Annotated in this window: 19 protein-coding genes; 10 read left to right on the forward strand and 9 right to left on the reverse strand. The window is 72.5% G+C overall.

Going from position 1 to position 15,534, the window contains the following annotated elements:
• The first annotated feature begins 80 nt into the window (after nt 1-80).
• The 5 genes from ACZ4A5_RS16955 to ACZ4A5_RS16975 all read left to right on the forward strand — a co-directional run bounded on the left by ACZ4A5_RS16955 (nt 81) and on the right by ACZ4A5_RS16975 (nt 4,416).
• Nucleotides 81-599: a hypothetical protein gene (locus ACZ4A5_RS16955; protein ID WP_467583753.1), complete on the forward strand. Its 519-nt coding sequence runs from the start codon at nt 81-83 to the stop codon at nt 597-599.
• On the forward strand, nt 599-1,054 hold the full coding sequence (locus ACZ4A5_RS16960; RefSeq protein WP_467583756.1) for a hypothetical protein: 456 nt from the start codon (nt 599-601) through the stop codon (nt 1,052-1,054). The genes ACZ4A5_RS16955 and ACZ4A5_RS16960 overlap by 1 nt, the downstream gene beginning before the upstream one ends.
• A gap of 185 nt (nt 1,055-1,239) precedes the next feature.
• Nucleotides 1,240-2,838, forward strand: coding sequence for a hypothetical protein (locus ACZ4A5_RS16965; RefSeq protein WP_467583759.1), 1,599 nt, complete (start codon nt 1,240-1,242; stop codon nt 2,836-2,838).
• Between the two features lie 170 nt (nt 2,839-3,008).
• Entirely contained in the window at nt 3,009-3,638 is a 630-nt protein-coding gene (locus ACZ4A5_RS16970; RefSeq protein ID WP_467583762.1) for a DUF4360 domain-containing protein, read from the forward strand.
• Between the two features lie 148 nt (nt 3,639-3,786).
• Nucleotides 3,787-4,416 (forward strand): DUF4360 domain-containing protein, encoded by a 630-nt coding sequence (locus ACZ4A5_RS16975; protein ID WP_467583844.1) that lies wholly within the window; start codon nt 3,787-3,789, stop codon nt 4,414-4,416.
• A gap of 202 nt (nt 4,417-4,618) precedes the next feature.
• On the opposite strand, the gene ACZ4A5_RS16980 is transcribed toward ACZ4A5_RS16975, so the two are convergent.
• The gene (locus ACZ4A5_RS16980) at nt 4,619-6,301 is read right to left on the reverse strand and encodes an enoyl-CoA hydratase-related protein (RefSeq protein WP_467583765.1); all 1,683 of its coding nucleotides are present in this window, start codon (nt 6,299-6,301) and stop codon (nt 4,619-4,621) included.
• Nucleotides 6,302-6,517: 216 nt separating this feature from the next.
• Here ACZ4A5_RS16980 and ACZ4A5_RS16985 point away from each other — a divergent pair, with 216 nt between their 5' ends.
• Nucleotides 6,518-6,997, forward strand: coding sequence for a DUF6314 family protein (locus ACZ4A5_RS16985; RefSeq protein ID WP_467583767.1), 480 nt, complete (start codon nt 6,518-6,520; stop codon nt 6,995-6,997).
• Between the two features lie 48 nt (nt 6,998-7,045).
• On the opposite strand, the gene ACZ4A5_RS16990 is transcribed toward ACZ4A5_RS16985, so the two are convergent.
• Both ACZ4A5_RS16990 and ACZ4A5_RS16995 read right to left on the reverse strand, forming a co-directional pair.
• Complete coding sequence (locus ACZ4A5_RS16990) at nt 7,046-7,237, reverse strand: ferredoxin (protein ID WP_467583770.1); 192 nt, start codon at nt 7,235-7,237, stop codon at nt 7,046-7,048.
• Nucleotides 7,238-7,257: 20 nt separating this feature from the next.
• Complete coding sequence (locus ACZ4A5_RS16995; RefSeq protein ID WP_467583773.1) at nt 7,258-8,478, reverse strand: cytochrome P450; 1,221 nt, start codon at nt 8,476-8,478, stop codon at nt 7,258-7,260.
• A gap of 59 nt (nt 8,479-8,537) precedes the next feature.
• Here ACZ4A5_RS16995 and ACZ4A5_RS17000 point away from each other — a divergent pair, with 59 nt between their 5' ends.
• Nucleotides 8,538-9,248, forward strand: coding sequence for a TetR/AcrR family transcriptional regulator (locus ACZ4A5_RS17000; protein WP_467583776.1), 711 nt, complete (start codon nt 8,538-8,540; stop codon nt 9,246-9,248).
• Nucleotides 9,249-9,259: 11 nt separating this feature from the next.
• Here ACZ4A5_RS17000 and ACZ4A5_RS17005 read toward each other — a convergent pair whose 3' ends face one another.
• The 5 genes from ACZ4A5_RS17005 to ACZ4A5_RS17025 all read right to left on the reverse strand — a co-directional run bounded on the left by ACZ4A5_RS17005 (nt 9,260) and on the right by ACZ4A5_RS17025 (nt 12,504).
• A complete protein-coding gene (locus ACZ4A5_RS17005; protein ID WP_467583778.1) occupies nt 9,260-9,763 on the reverse strand; it encodes an LURP-one-related/scramblase family protein in 504 nt (167 codons plus the stop codon).
• Nucleotides 9,764-9,968: 205 nt separating this feature from the next.
• Nucleotides 9,969-10,919, reverse strand: a complete 951-nt coding sequence (locus ACZ4A5_RS17010; RefSeq protein ID WP_467583781.1) for an NAD-dependent epimerase/dehydratase family protein — start codon at nt 10,917-10,919, stop codon at nt 9,969-9,971.
• Between the two features lie 70 nt (nt 10,920-10,989).
• On the reverse strand, nt 10,990-11,238 hold the full coding sequence (locus tag ACZ4A5_RS17015; protein ID WP_467583784.1) for a cupredoxin domain-containing protein: 249 nt from the start codon (nt 11,236-11,238) through the stop codon (nt 10,990-10,992).
• Between the two features lie 139 nt (nt 11,239-11,377).
• Entirely contained in the window at nt 11,378-11,893 is a 516-nt protein-coding gene (locus ACZ4A5_RS17020) for a GNAT family N-acetyltransferase (RefSeq protein WP_467583787.1), read from the reverse strand.
• A gap of 260 nt (nt 11,894-12,153) precedes the next feature.
• A complete protein-coding gene (locus tag ACZ4A5_RS17025) occupies nt 12,154-12,504 on the reverse strand; it encodes a MerR family transcriptional regulator (RefSeq protein ID WP_467583790.1) in 351 nt (116 codons plus the stop codon).
• Between the two features lie 135 nt (nt 12,505-12,639).
• On the opposite strand from ACZ4A5_RS17025, the gene ACZ4A5_RS17030 reads away from it, so the two are divergent.
• Nucleotides 12,640-13,314 (forward strand): flavodoxin family protein, encoded by a 675-nt coding sequence (locus tag ACZ4A5_RS17030; protein ID WP_467583793.1) that lies wholly within the window; start codon nt 12,640-12,642, stop codon nt 13,312-13,314.
• A 245-nt stretch (nt 13,315-13,559) separates the two neighbouring features.
• Here the strand turns inward: ACZ4A5_RS17030 and ACZ4A5_RS17035 are convergent, their stop codons facing one another.
• On the reverse strand, nt 13,560-14,102 hold the full coding sequence (locus tag ACZ4A5_RS17035; RefSeq protein ID WP_467583796.1) for an FHA domain-containing protein: 543 nt from the start codon (nt 14,100-14,102) through the stop codon (nt 13,560-13,562).
• Nucleotides 14,103-14,260: 158 nt separating this feature from the next.
• Between ACZ4A5_RS17035 and ACZ4A5_RS17040 the strand changes: the two genes are divergently transcribed.
• Nucleotides 14,261-14,746, forward strand: a complete 486-nt coding sequence (locus ACZ4A5_RS17040) for a hypothetical protein (protein WP_467583799.1) — start codon at nt 14,261-14,263, stop codon at nt 14,744-14,746.
• A gap of 62 nt (nt 14,747-14,808) precedes the next feature.
• A complete protein-coding gene (locus ACZ4A5_RS17045; protein ID WP_467583802.1) occupies nt 14,809-15,528 on the forward strand; it encodes an MBL fold metallo-hydrolase in 720 nt (239 codons plus the stop codon).
• Nucleotides 15,529-15,534 lie beyond the last annotated feature (6 nt).

Genomic DNA, 15,534 nt, shown 5'->3' on the forward strand with positions numbered 1-15,534 from the left:
TATCCGCGTTGCGGCAAGAAGAGAGCCGGCGGATGACCGGGGCGGCGGGCCCTCAGGATGAGCTGACCAGGCACCCGGAATTGACCAGGCTGCGCATCGCGGCGGTGACGGGGAGCTTTCTTTCCGCGGTGGGGACCCTGGCCTTCTGCACGCTCGCCTACGCGAGCCACGCGGAATGGCCGCTGATAGGGGTCTGGGCGATGTCCGCGGGGGCCACCCTGGCCATCCTGGTCTTCTTCACCGCGCTGCGCCGGGCGCTGGCCAAGCAGCAGGAGCACGAACTCCAGGTCTTCCGTTCGATGTTCTGCTCCACCCTGCGCGGCATGGCCGAGGAGCAGGTGCTCAACCTCGAGGCGAAACAGCTGCTGCGGCGCAGCCAGGACGACCCGGAGCTGGCGAACGCCATCCTCGCGGGCATCGTCCGCGAGTACACCGACGCCGAGCAGTCAGCCGAAAAGCAGACGGAATTGGGCCGGCATCATAAAATCGCCGTCCTGGTGGGCAAAGTGACGAACCCGGCCAACCAGGACCATCTGATCGCCCGTACACTTCGGCGGCTGGCCTCGGACGTGGACGTGGACGTGAGCGAGGCGCGTTAATGACGGACAACGGGGGAAATAACGGCGGTTCGACGATCGCTGTCGACCAGTTGATGGAACTGGTGAAAAATCTCGAACATGTGAAATCCAGAAACCTGCGGCGTGCCATGCGGTCCATCAATATGGAGGCCCGCAATCAGCGCCTCGATGTCATCCTGGGAAATGCCACGACGGCGCTGGGGCAATGCCTTTCCGGCGCTCTGGTCGTCGCCTATCTCTGGGTGGGATATCAGATGGTGCAGCGGGGCGACGCGGGTTACTGCGTGCTGCTGTGCGGAATGCCCGTCACCTCCGTCGCCTCGATCTTCGCCCTGAAGAAGGTGCCGGCCACCCAGGCCATGGGCCAGCTGTCGCGTCAGGTCAGCAAGCTGCTGCGCCGCGCCTCCTCCCCCACCGAGGGCCAGGACGGCGCCGCGCCGAACGAGCTGGACGGCGACGGCCAGGGCACCTCCTGAACCACACCCCGCACAGGCCGGCCGCGCGGGGCCGGACCACCTGACACCGGCACGCCCAGCACGCGTAGCCACGCCGCGATCCGGGCCCGGCCCGCCCCGGGCGGTCACGCTGCCACCCCGGGCGGGCGGCGCCGCGCCCGGTCCCGGGTCGCGACTCCCGACTCCCGCTCCCGGATGGAGAAGTGATGGCCGATCCCGACACCCCCGGTCCGGCGGACCGTACGCACCACGCGCTCGTCACCGATCTGGAGACGCTCATCGAGGACACCGCCCGCGCGGCCGCGCGCCACGGCTGGACCGCCGTGGCCGAGGCCGCCGCGGCGCTGCCGGGCCGGGACGACCGGACGGTCCTGCTGTGCGCCTCGCCCAAGGCCGACGGCACGGCCCTCGCCGCCCGGCTGCGCGCCCGGATACCGGAGTCGGCGCCGCGCACGCTCCCGCTGGAGGCGCTGCACACGGATCCCGCGGCGGCGCTGCGCGCGGACCGCGTCGTCCTCGCGCTGGGCTGCGCCGAGTTGCTCAGCCCCGTGGCGGCCGCGGCGGCCGCCGCCCTGGCGGCCCGCCCGCCGGGCACCGTCCTGGTCGTCCTCACGGGAGCCGACACGCTGTCCGGAGACGACGACCTCGCTCTGGTGGCCCGGCGGATGCGGCGCGTCCTGCACGCCGGACCCGACGAGGAGTGGACCGGCCGGAGCCCGGCGGAGCTCGGCTGCCTGCTGTGGAGCGCCGAGGATCCCGCGGACCTCCCCGAACCGCTGCGCGGTCTGCTCGTCCGCGACGCGGTGACGCTGGAGGAGCGGTTGCGCTCGAGGGTGCCGGTTTCGCCCCAGCTGCTCCACGACCGCGTCATCCACCTGCTCGACCTCGCCGCCGGGCTGCTCGCCGGGCCGGCACGCGGCGGGGATCCGCGGCGGCGGCGCGCCGACGGCGCCACCGCGGCCCGTACGGCGCTGGAGAACGGGCGCCGCAAGGTGCTCCACGCCGTGGACGCCGAAACGGCGGCGGCGGAGCGGGAGATCGTGGCGTCGCTGCGGGTCGCGGAGGGGGAACTGCTACGACGGCTGGACGGGTTCCTGGAGCGGCACCGCCAGGAGATGTCCGAACCGGGGCGGGCGCGGAGCCTCGTCGCGGGATACATCGACCGCGGCACGGGAGGCTGGGCCGCCGCCGCGGCACCGGGGCTGCGGGCCCGGGCCGCCCGGCTCAACCGCGTGACCGCGGAGGCGTTCCAGGAAGTGGAGCAGGCGCTCGCCGGGCGGGGCTTGGAGGGCGTCGCGGTCGGCGCCCCGCCATCGGTGTCCCTCGCCGGCGCCGTGCACGCCCCGGCCGCCGCGCCGGGCAGCCGGCCGCGGGGCGGGAAGCCGTCCGGGGTGCCCACGGGAATGGTGGTGGGCGGCGCGCTCGGCGCGGCGGCCGGGGCCGTCCTCACCAGCGGGCTGGGCACCCTCCTCGGCGCCGGGGTGGGTGCGGCGGCCGGTGGCGTGCTCCACCACCACCAGACCGAGTTGCAGATCGGCCGCGCCGCCGCGTACGGCCGGGTGGCCGTGCGGGAGCGCTTCAGCGCGCTCGTGGCCGGTGTCCCGGCGGCGGTGCGCCGGGAGGCAGGGTCCCTGCGGCGTTCTGCGGAGCGGGAGTTGGACCGGATCGGGAGGGACCTGGAGATCGCGCTCCTGGCGGCGCGCACCGGCCTGCGCCCCGCTCGCCGCGCCGCCGGGACGGCCGGCGTGGTCGACGGCCTGCGGCAGCGGCTCGCCGCGCTGGAGCGGATGGCGGCCGGCAGCTGACGGTGGATCACCCGCACCGGGACGGGGAGACGCGGGACGGGCCGGCCGTTCGAGGGACGGCTCAACTTGACCTGTACACACCCCACCCCCGGTGGTGGCATGGGCGTCCCCGAGCGGGGTCCGTGCAGTAGTGGGAGGTCTCCATGTTCAAACCATCGGCAATCAGACCAATGGTGATCGGCGGAGCGGCGGTGGCACTCGTGGCCGCGTCATTCACCCCGTCGTCCGCCGCCGAGCGGGTGCCCCCGCCCGACAGGGTCGTGATCGACGTGGTGACGGTCAACGGATCGGGCTGCCCCGCCGGTACGGCCGCCGTCGCGGTCGCGGCCGACAACACCGCCTTCACCGTCTCGTACAGCAACTACCTCGCCCAGGTCGGTGTCGGCTCCAGACCGACGGACGGCCGCAAGAACTGTCAGCTCGGCCTCAACGTCCACGTCCCCCAGGGCTTCACCTACGCGATCGCCGAGGCCGACTACCGCGGCTTCGCCCACCTGGAACCGGGCGCCGTCGGGCTGGAGAAGGCCAGCTACTACTTCCAGGGCATGTCGAACACGACGGCCGTGAGCCACCGCTTCGCCGGCCCCGCCGACGACGACTGGCAGACGACCGACGTCACGGACTCCAGCTCCCTCGTCTACGCCCCGTGCGGGGCCTCGCGGATCCTCAACGTCAACACCGAACTGCGGGTGGGCGCCGGGACGTCGGACCCGTCGACGACCACCAGCTACATGGCGATGGACTCCACCGACGGCAGCGTCAACACCCTCTACCACTTCGCCTGGAAGCAATGCCCCTGACCGCACGCCCCGGCTCATGAGGTGATCCCGGCCCGGGCCGGCGGAGATACGTATGCCGCCGGCCCGGCGCCGGGTGTGCGGCGCGTTTCCGCCCGGCTCCAGGGCACTCCCAAGGCAAGGGAAGGGGTCTTCCGTGATCAGACCGGTGATGATGTGCGGTGCGGCCGCGGCACTGCTCGCCACGTCGTTCTCGCCGCGCGCGGCGGCGCTGGACGGGGTGCCCCCGCCGGACAAGATCGTGATCGACGTGGTGTCCGTCAACGGATCGGGCTGTCCGGCCAATACGGCCAACGTCGCGGTCTCACCGGACAACACCGCATTCACCGTTTCCTACAGCAACTACGTCGCCCAGGCCGGAGTCGGCGCCAAGCCCACGGACGGCCGCAAGAACTGCCAGCTCGGCCTCAACGTCCACGTCCCCCAGGGCTTCACCTACGCCGTCGCCCAGGCCGACTACCGCGGCTACGCCCGCCTGGAACCCGGCGCCACCGGCCTGGAGCGGGCCAACTACTACTTCCAGGGCATGTCGCAGACGGCGTTCATGAACCATCCTTTCTCCGGCCCGCTCAATGACGACTGGCAGACCTCGGACACCACCGACCTCAACGCCCTGGTCTACGCGCCTTGCGGAGCCATGCGGTATTTCAACATCAACACCGAGCTGCGCGTGGACGCCGGCACCTCCGACCCCACCAGGACGACCAGCCTCATGGCGATGGACTCGACGGACGGGAACATCAACACGCTCTACCACTTCGCCTGGAAGAAGTGCCCCTGATCAGGCCAATAGGCCGTAGCTACAGGTGAGTTGATCTCCGATCCGGAGGCCGGTGCGACGGCGTACAGCCGCCCCGGCCTCCGGTCATTCCCGTGGCATTTTCGGCCGCCTCCCTCCCCCCGTGGGCCCGGTCGACGTACTCGCGCGAGCAGCCGGCGCACAGGAGAAAACCGGCCACGGGAGTGCCGGGTGACGATGCCCCTCAGCGCGTCACGCCGACCGCGCGGGCCCTGGCCCCGGTCGGTTCCTTGCGCACGAAGGCGCGGCGCCTGGCGTGGTAGGGCGCGGTCCGGTCGTCGAGGACGGCGCGCATCCGGGCCAGTTCCTCCTCCCGGTACGCGGCCAGCGGCTTTCGCGCCTCGTCCTGCTCGCGTCCGGCCTTCTTCGCCGCGATCCGGGCCTGGGCCGCGGGCGTTGCGGCCAGGTGCGCGGCCAGTGCGGCCACCTTCTTGCCGAACTCCCCCGGCGCCGCGTCGATGACGCGGTCCGCCAGCCCGATCCGTTCCGCGGCCACCGCGCTGACGGGCAGGGCGTCGTCCATGAGCCGCTCGGCCGTACCGGCGCCGACGCGGCGCGGCAGGGAGTACGTCCAGAACTCGGAGCCGTAGAGCCCCATCAGCCGGTAGTGCGGGTTGAGCACGGCACCGGCCCGGCACCACACCTCGTCCGCGGCCAGGGCCAGCATCACCCCGCCCGCCGCGGCGTTGCCGCCCAGCGCGGCGACCACCAGCCGGTCGGTGGTGGTCAGCACGGCGTGGACGAGGTCGTCCAGGGCGTTGATGTTGGCCCAGGACTCCTCCGCCGGGTCCGCGGCCGCCTCGATGACGTTCAGGTGGATCCCGGTGGAGAAGAGGTCCCGGACGCCGCCGAGGACCAGCACGGAGACCGGGCGGGAGCGCGCGTAGCGATAGGCGGCGAGCAGCCGGCGGCACTGCGTCGTGCTCATGGCGCCGCCGGGGAAGGAGAACCGCAGGAAGCCGACCGTTCCCTCCTCGCGGTAGCGGATGTCGGTCCAGGTGCGGCGGTCGTCCCCCAGGTCGAGCGGGGCCGTCGCCTCGGGCAGGCGCGGCAGCCGGTGCCCCAGTGCCAGCGTCGCGGGCAGCTTGAACCCCGGCGGCTCGTCCGGTCCGCGGCGCTGCCGCAGCTGCGGGATCCACACCGCGCCGTCGGCGGTCGCCCGGCAGACGGCGCCCGCCCGGGTGGCCAGCAGCTCGCCCGGGCGGCCGGTCAGCCTGTCCTCGAAGTGGCCGCCGTGGAGATACCACTCCTCGCCGAGCAGGGTGTCCAGCACGCCCGGGCTCGAGTCTGCGGCGCGCAGTTTGCGCAGCACGGTCTCGGTGGGGTCACCCTCCCACTCGATGCGCCGCAGCTCCTGCCGGAAGTACGGGCGCGCGGGCTCCGGGTTCTCCTGCGGGACGGGCCCGTACGTTCCGGTGGCGAAGCGCTCGACGGCCAGCAGGACGGCTTCGAGCGCGGCGTCGGCGATCTCGTTGCGGCAGAGATCGCTCTTGGCCACCGGCGGGACCGGGCAGGCGGCCGACGCCCAGACGCCACCGGCGCCCGGCTCCGCGCCGGCCTGGAAGACCGTGACGCCCCACTCCCGCACCCCCTCGTGCACCGCCCGGTCCAGGGCGGACGGGCCGCGGTCGCCGGCCGGGCCGGGGTGCACCACGAGGCAGGGGTACGCGGACCGCACCTCGCGCGGGATCTCCGCCGTGAGCGCCGGCGCGAGGATCAGCTCCGGGCGGTGCCGCCCCACGATCCCGCCCACATCCGCCCGGTGCGGCACCTGCTCCACCACGACCGCGTGCCCGTGGTCACCCAGCTCGGCGTAGACGCGCTGGGTGAGGCCGCTGAACGCGTCGGCGAGCAGCAGGATGTTCATGACGACCTCCGGACGGGTCTCGCGTCGGGCGGAAGCGGCGGGGCGTCGTCGTCGGCGGGCCCGCCATCGGTGATCCTTGCGCCCGTTCGCCCCGCCACCGTCGAGACGTGTCCGGAACGCTCCGTTATGTCACCCACACGTCCGAGCCCGCCCCGTGCGGCTCCCGGCCCGCACGGCGGTGCTCGCGATCGCGGCGCCGCTCGGCATACTGAGGGGGTGAGTTCCCTCGCCCCCTCTCCCCCGCCGTCCGGGTCGCCGGACACGCTGCCCGTCCGGGACGCCGCGGCCTATCTGGCCGGCTGGTGGACGGTCGACCGCACGCTCGTCGATCTGCGGACCGGCTCCTGCGGGGTGTTCCGCGGCACGGCCGAGTTCCGGTGGCTCGACGACGCGTCCCTGCTGCACGCCGAGGACGGCGAGCTGAGCTGGAACGGCGCGGTCAACCGCGCGGGCCGGACACTCAAGCTGTTCCCCCAGGCCGACGGCACCGCCGAAGTGACCTTCGCCGACGGGCGGTTCTTCCACGAGCTGGACCTGCGCGGCGGGTCCTGGACCACCCGCCACCCGTGCGGCCAGGATCTCTACGACGGAACCTTCACCGTCGTCTCGCCCGGCGAATGGCACGTGCGCTGGCACACCGCCGGACCGGCCAAGGACCAGCTCCTGCGCTCGGTCTACCGGCGGCAGGAGGGGTAGCGGGCGGCCGGGACCCGGCCGGCGGCGAAGCCGGGCCCGGCCGTGGGCCTATTCGGTGATCCGGACGGCGCCGGAGGGACAGAGGCCGCCGGCCTGCCGCGCGGCGGGCTGCTGGTCGGCGCCGGGGTCGGCGTCCAGCACCGTGACGAGGCCGTCGTCGTCCTGGTCGAAGACGCCGGGCGCGGTCAGCGCGCACAGGCCGGCGCCGATGCAGACACCGCGGTCGGCGGTCACCCGCACGGTCGCTCCTCTCGCCGCGGTCACCAGGTGACCGGGAGTTCGTTGACGCCCTGGATCGTCGTGCCCGGCCGCAGCACCAGCCGGTCGGCCGGAACGGCCAGGCGCAGCGTCGGGATACGGTCGAAGAGCGCCGTGATGATCACTTCGAGCTCCAGGCGGGCCAGGTTCTGGCCGAGGCACTGGTGCACTCCGTAGCCGAAGGCGATGTGGTGGCGGGCGGAGCGGCGCACGTCGAAGGTGTCCGGGTCCGCGAAGACCGAACCGTCGCGGTTGGCGATGGAGTTGGCGACCAGCACGCCCTCACCGGCCCGGATGACCTGCCCGTCGATCTCGATGTCGGCGGTCGCGACGCGGGCGCCCGCGAGGTCGGCGATGGCGAGGTAGCGCAGCAGTTCCTCGACCGCGCCGGGGGCGAGGCCGGGGTCGGCGCGCAGGGCGGCGAGCTGGTCCGGGTGCTCCAGCAGGGTGATCACGCCGAGCGAGGTCATGGAGGCGGTGGTCTCGTGGCCGGCGACGAGCAACAGCATCGCGTTGACGACCAGTTCCTCGCGGTCGATCTCCCCGGCGGCCAGCTGTCCGGAGACGAGGCTGCCGAGCAGGCCGGGGCCGGGCCGCGTCTGCAACCGGGAGACCAGTTTGTCCAGATAGCCCTCCAGTTCGTCGCGCGCGGCGATGGTGTCCGAGGGGTCGGACGCCTGCACCAGCCGTCTGCTGGCGTCCTGGAAGAAGTCGTGGTCGGCGTAGGGCACGCCGAGCAGCCGGCAGATCACCATGGAGGGCACCGGCAGCGCGAAGGTGCTGACCAGGTCGGCGGGCGGGCCCGCGGCCAGCAGTTCGTCGATGAAGCCGTGCACGATCCGCTCGATCTCCGCGCGCATGCCCTTGACACGCTTCACGGTGAACTCGCTGATCGTCATCCGCCGCACGGAGCCGTGCTCCGGCGGGTCCAGGCTGATGAAGGCCGGGCGGCTGTCCCGGAACGTCTTGATGCGCGGTGTGGCGGCGGGGAAGCCGGGGTGGGTGCGGTCGGAGGACAGCCGGGGGTCGGCCAGCAGCTTTCGCGCGGCCTCGTGCTTGGTCACCAGCCACGCCCGGCGGCCGTCGTAGAGGGTCACCCTGCGCAGCGGGCCCGGCTCGTCCCGCCAGCTGGTGTAGGAGTCGGGCAGGTGGTACGGACAGGTGCGGTCGTCGGGGTAGGCGGGGGCGTCCTCGGTCCTGAGCTTCGCGGCAGTCTCGGTCATCGATCCCCTCGAGCTCTCTGACAGTTAAAGAACGGTCAGTTCTCTAATTGGAGGCTAAGGTGTCCCCACAAGGAAGGCAACGACTCTCGACGAGCTTTCAGGAGCCCACGCTGTCACCGAACGTCGGCCAGGCCCTCGAACCGGCCGCCGACCACCGCAAAGGCCCTCGTCGGCGGGGCGCCGAACTGGAAAAGGCCATTCTGACGGCGGTCCTGGAGGAACTCGGCGAGGTGGGGTACGCCGCGCTGACCATGGACCGGGTGGCCACCCGCGCCCGCACCAGCAAGGCCGCCCTCTACCGCCGCTGGTCCGGCCGGGCCGAACTGGTCCTGGACGCCTGCAGGCTCCGCCCCCTCGCCGACCTGGAACTCCCCGACACCGGCGCGCTGCGCACGGATGTGATCGGCCTGCTGCGGCAGATGGCGGCGCAGATGGCCAGCCCCTTCGGCGGCATCCTGCGCGGCCTGCTCTCCGAGATGACGAGCGACCCCGAATTCGCCCGCCTCGTCCGCGAGCAGGTCCACAACGGCGCCCCGGTCACGACCCGCGTGATCCTGGCGCGGGCCGTGGCGCGGGGCGAGGTCGAGCCCTGGGTCCTGGACTCCCGGCGGGCCACGGTCGCGACGGATCTGCTGCGCAACGAGTTCCTGCTGTTCGGCGCGCCCATCGACGACCGGATCATCACGGAGATCGTCGACGACGTGTATCTGCCGCTGATCCTGAGCCCGGCCCCGGGAGCGGCGGGCGCCGCCGCCCGCGACAGCGAGTAGGCCGGTCCGCCTCAGCGGTGGGCCAGTTGCTCCCGCTTGCGGTCCTGGAGGGTGTGGTCCACGCACACCGCGAGGATGATCATCAGTATTTCGTCCTCGGGGTCCAGCACGTCGACCGCGTAGGCGTCCCGCATGCTGAACCAGCGCCGGGAGACGTGCGCGAGCGTGGTGCCCTCGTGCTGGATGTCGAATTCCCGGTCCCAGAAGCTGCCGACGATGCGCAGCCGCCGCCCGTCGTGCAGCGTCACCTTGAAGCGGTCCCCGAACAGGCTGAACGCCCGCTTGCTGATCCGCGCGTCCAGCCAGCCGTCCCGCTTGACCAGGATCGTGTGATGAGGGGTGAACGCCTTCTTGACGATGCTGGCCGCCTCCCTGCCCTGGGTGTCCACGAAGGTGAAGGTGGTGCGCAGCCGGAACAGCTTCCTGTTGACCTTGTAGATCTTCTCGCGGTGTTCGGTCTCGATCCAGGCTTCTTCGTGAAAGGCCAGCACGCGATCGCGTACCAGGTAGCGCATGGAAACCCCCGTCCACGTCATGTCCGCCGGGCCGTTGGCGCGGTGCCGCCACAGAGCGTAGTGATCGGTGCCGCCGGTCGGCCAGCCGACCCTTCGCGCCGAGACAGGGATGAGACCTTGGCGGGCCCTCGGCCGGCCGGCCCCGCCCACCGGTCACGGCCATCAGTCCCGCTCACCGGTGAGGCCCGCCGGTCACGCCCATCGGTCACGCTCCGGCGAGCAGCTTCTCCTCGTCCGCCGCGGACAGGCCGCACCTCAGCGGGGGTTCGCCGCGGCCGCGGTCCCAGGCCAGCACGTCGGCCACCGTCACCGGCAGCGGGGTCGCGGGCAGGCCCGCGGCCCGGGCGCGGGCCGCGCTGCGCTGCTGGGTGGACCAGTCCGGCCGTACCAGCGGGAACGCCGGCGGCGCGGACGCGGGGTCCACCGGCACGATCTCGACCTCGCTGCCCGCCACCCGCGCGCAGGTCTCGATCAGCCCACCGAGCGTGACCGGCTCGGCCGGACCCACGGCGTGGAAGGCGCCCGGCCGGTCGTCGAGCAGCAGCCGCACCACCAGCCGGGCCACATCACGCGAGTCGACGACCTGCAACGGCTGCTCGGGACGCCCCGGCAGGGCCACCCGGCCGCCACGCGCCGCCCGGCGCGCCCAGTACAGGAAGGTGTCCGACGTGTCGTACGGCCCGGTGACCTTCCCCGGGCGCACGATCGTGGCCCGCGCGCCGTACCGGGCCAGCACGTCGTCCTCGCACGCCACCTTGAGGGGACCGTAGGTGGCCTCGGTCAGTTCCTCGGTGTCGCGGACCGGCGGCCTGCGCGGGGTGTCCTCGTCGGAACCCGGTCCGACGCCCGTCCGCGCGTACACCGCGTGACTGGAGACGAAGAGATACCGTCCGCACCGCTCGCCGAGGGCCTCCAACGCCTGCCCGACGTGACGCGGTACGTATCCGCTCACGTCGACGACCGCGTCCCAGCTTCCGTCGCTCAGCGCGGCGTAGTCGCCGGTCTGCCGGTCGCCGACCAGGCGCGGCACGTCCGGGAAGAGACCGGTGCCGGTCCTGCCCCGGTTGAACAGGGTCACCTCGACGCCCTGCCCCAGGGCGTCCTCGACGATCGTCCGGCCCACGAATGACGTTCCGCCCAACACCAGGATCCGCATGGCGCCCGACGATAACCGCACCCGCGCGGCGCCTCCACCGGGTTTCCGGGCCTCGCGGGGTTTCCGGGCCTCAGGTGACGAGGATGGTGCCCGTCATCTCCGGGTGGAGGCCGCAGTGGTACCGGAACATGCCCGGGGCCGAGAACATCCGTGAGAAGGAGCCCCCCGCCTCGATCTCCCCCGAATCCCACAGACCGGTGTCGGACGTCACCGTGTGCGGCACACCGTCCTCACCGTTGGTCCAGGTGACCGTCTCCCCCGCCAGGACGGGAAGCTCAGCGGGGGTGAACGCGTGGTTCACGATCGATACATCGGGCATGGGTGCTACCTCCCCGGCATCGCCGGACATCGACTCCTCGCGACGCCTTCCCTGCCCCGGAGGTGTGAATCACCGGCCCACTCGGACGAACCGTGCGAGAGGCGGGCGCCCCTCGCACGACGTCACGCCGGATGCCGCGTCAGATCCCGAAGGGGGCCGCGTAGCGGACGGTACCGCTCGGCAGCGGGTGGGCCTCGTCCAGTGCCATGGCCATCAGGGCCTCGTCCGGGACGTCGATGCTCAGGCCGATGCCGTAGGTGGAGGCGCGGGTGAAGCCGAACCGCGGGTAGTACGCCGGATGTCCGAGTACGACGACGAAACGCTCGCCCAGGTCCTTCGCCGCCGCCAGGGCGGCCCGGATCGCGGCCGAGCCGGCGCCGCTCCTTTGGTACTCGGGCCGCACGGAGACGGGAGCCAGGCACAGGGCCGGGGTGTCACCGATGTGGCAGCGGGTCAGGAGGGCGTGGCCGACGAGCTCGCCGCTCCCGGCCGCGCTGACGACGGACAAGCCGTCGATCCAGGCGGGGCCGGCGCGCAGCGCGTCGATGAGGTCGGCCTCCAGCGGTGTCTCGAAGGCCGCGAGGACGATGTCACGGATGGCGGGGATGTCGGCGCCGGTCTCGGCGCGGGTGATCCAGTGGTCGCGTGTACGCATGACGGGACGATGATCCGTTTCATGGAGAGTTCCGGATGAGGAACGCCTCGCGGGCTCACGCTCTCAGCGAGGCGGGGAACGACGGGGTCAGGCCGTCGCCCGGGACGTGCCGGCGGCCCGGGCGCTGCTCGCCGCAGTGGCCTTGAACGCGGTCATTTGCCCCACCTCCCTTTCCGTCCTCGATCCGCAACACCACGAACCCCGACAACATAACAGCCCGCGCGTAGCTCGTCCTCCGGATAAAAGAGCCGCCCGGTGGCTCAGAGCTGGACCTGCGCCAGGAAGCCGGCGAGGGTGTCGCGGCTGCGGCGGAGCCCGTCGAGGCGCTCGTCCGTGGCCGCCAGCTCCCGGCCCAGGATGTCCCGCACGTCCGCGCACCGGGCGAATTCCGGCTGCTCGCCCCGGGCGCACGGCAGCACCGAGCGGATCACTTCGGTGGACAGGCCCGCGTCCAGCAAGGCGCGCACCTGACGGACGGTGACCACCGTCTCCTCCTCGTACACGCGGTATCCGTTCGGGCCACGCTCAGCCCTGAGCAATCCCTGTGCCTCGTAGTACCGCAGCAACCGCGGGCTGACCCCGGTACGCCGGGACAACTCCCCGATCAGCATGTGACGCGCCCCCGTCCGACGTTGACCTTGCCATTGATGTGAAGCCGTAACGTCGCCCCGTGAGCGAACATTCCGCGCACACCGCCCGCGCCGTCGCTGTGGGCGGGCCCGTACATCACCGCTGGAGTGACTCCCATGACCTCTCCTGTCGTTCCGCGTCCTGCCGTTCCGCGCCTTGTCGCTCCGCGCGACGAGGCGGCGGCCGGCCGCTCGTTCCTCTTCGTCCTCGGCAGCTCCCGCCCCGACGGCAACACCGAGACGCTCGCCCGTGCCGCCGCCGGGCAACTGCCCGCCGATGTGCCCCAGCGGTGGCTGGACCTGACCCGCCTGCCCCTGCCCGACTTCCAGGACGGGCGCCACGACACCCGTGCCTGGCCGGGCGGGGAGAACGAGGAGATACTGCGGCGGGCCACGGAGGAGGCCACCGACATCGTCCTCGTCACGCCGCTCTACTGGTACACCGTCTCCGCCCACACCAAGCGCTACCTCGACTACTGGTCGGGCTGGCTGACCGCGCCCGGCTCGGACTTCAAGGAGCGGATGGCGGGCCGGACGCTGTGGGCGGTGACGGTCATGGCGCACGACGACGAAGCCGTCGCCGACGGGCTGGTGACCACCCTCAACAACTCGGCGGCGTACGTACGCATGCGGTTCGGAGGGGTGCTGCTCGGCAACGGCTCCCGGCCCGGCCAGGTGCGGGACGACGAACGGGCGATGACCCGCGCCAAGACCTTCTTCCAGCGCGCGGCACCGCTCGCCAAGTTCCCCTACGAGGAAGGCAGTCGGCCGCCCGTTCCGTCGGCAGTCTGAGCATGTGTCAGCGGTGGAGCGGGGGAAGAGTCCGAGGTGACGCGCCCGGCCGCTGAACGGGGGGGGCGTCCACGCGACGCGTCGTCACGACACTCTGCACTCTCTCGGCCTGCCCCACTAGGGCGGGCCGGGCGGCCCGACGGACAGCTAGCGCAGGGCCTGGGGCCCGCCACCCGACGGCTCGCGGCCGGTCGCACTGTCGTCAGCGCCCGTGCGGCGAAACCGGCCGCGACCGTCCGGCCCGCTCACACCGACAGGCGGAAGTGGAGGTTCCCGAACGCGACGTGGTCGCCCGGGTGGACACGTACCGTGCCGGCTATGCGCAGCCCGTTGACGTACGTGCCGTTGCGGGAGCCTTGGTCGGACAAGCGCCAGTGGCCGTCCACGTACGTCAGTTCGGCGTGCCTCCGGGAGACCGAGTCGTCGTCGAAGCGGAGGCCGGAGAGCGGGGCGCGGCCGATGCTCAGCGGCTCCGTGCCGGGCTCGGGAAGCCGCAGCCCCGGCAGCCGCGCGCCGTACCAGGCCCGGCGTACGCGCACGGTCAGTGTGGCCATGCGGTTCACCGTGCGCACGATGAACTCCGAGAGCCGTCCGTGCGTGCGGAGGTCGGCCATGGCGTGGTCGATGTCCGCCCGGCTGCGGGCCGTCAGGACGATGTTCATGCGGCGCATGAAGGTGTCATGGGAGAGCCTGCCGTCGACGGCCCCGTCCCTCAGCACGACCAGCGCCTGATTCTTCTCGGCCTCGGAGGGCCGGGTCACGCGCGTACGGAAGTCAGGTGTGGTCATGAAGAGGATTTTCGGCCTGCCGGGCCTTCCTTGTCCACGTTCGGCGGAGCCGCGACGTGAGGAGCCCACCCCTGATGAGTGATGCCCTGAGCATCCGCACACAATAGGCGGTTGAGGCACGGGCGTCCGAGTGCGGCGCCCGCAAACGGGGGATCGACATGCGCAGTACGGACAACGGGACCGCTCTCGTCCCAGCGGTGCTGGTCGTCGGGCTCGTGATACGGCAACAGCTGCGCACCCGCCCGGCGCGGCGCTACGGCTCGCTGATCACGCCGGCGGTCTTCGGTGTGCTGGGCGTCGCGGGGATCGCCTTCGGCATCGCCTCGGTCGTCAAGGACCGGCCGCTGACCGCGCTTCCCGTCGTCCTCCTGGTGGCGAGCCTGGCCGTCGCGGCGGGCATGGGCGCGGCCAGGTCGCGGACCGTACGGGTCTGGCGCGCCCCCCAGGGCGAGGTGCTGCGCAAGGGTACGGCGGCCACCACCGCGCTGTGGCTGGCCTCGGTGTGCGCGCACTTCGGGCTGGGCCTGTGGATCGACCGCGCGACCGGGACCGGGGTGCTGGGGGCCGCGTCGTTGTACGCGTACCTGGCGGTCGGGGTCGGCACGCAGAACCTCCTGGTGCGGGGCCGGGCCGCCGCGCTGTGAGCGTAATCCGCCCGCAGCGCAAACCGGCGGCTGCCGCGACGGTCACCGTTCAGCGTCGCGGCATGGAACCTGTTCAGATCACCTCTGCTGTCTGGCTGTTGCCCTTCCCCGTCGGGCACGTTCACGCCGTACGACTGGCGGACGGATACGCCCTGATCGACACCGGTGTGCCGGGGTCCGCGCCGGCGATCCTGGACGCCCTGGGACGGCTCGGCTGCCGCCCTCAGGACGTACGGCAGATCGTCCTGACCCACTTCCACCTCGACCACATCGGCTCCGCCGCGGACCTCGTCGCGGCCACCGGCGCCCGCGTCCTGGCCGGTGCGGGGGACGCCCCGTTCATCAGCGGCGCCACACCCGGCCCCGAGCCGGTGTTCACCGCCGCGGAACGCGGCCTCCATGAGCAGGCGACAGCCGGCCTCGCCGATGCGGGTCTGCCTCCGCTGGAACACGTGCCGGTGGACGTCGAACTGCGCGACGGCGACACCCTCGACGGCCGGGCCGAACCCGTCCGCGTCCTGCACGCTCCCGGCCACACGCCGGGCGCCGCAGCGCTCCGTCTCACGACCAGCGGCGTGCTGTTCCCGGGCGACACCATCGCCACCGCCGAGGGCCGGGCGGTCCTCGGCCCGTTCAACGTGGACAGGGCGGAGGCCGTCGCCGCCTTCCGGCGGCTGGCCGCGCTGGACGTGGAGACGGTGTGTGTGGCCCATGGCCTGCCGCTGCTGAGGGGCGGAGGCGCGGCGCTCCGGGCGGCTGTTCCGGAGAACGACTGGGTGTGAGTCGCC

This window comes from Streptomyces sp. NPDC025618 (assembly GCF_055558795.1).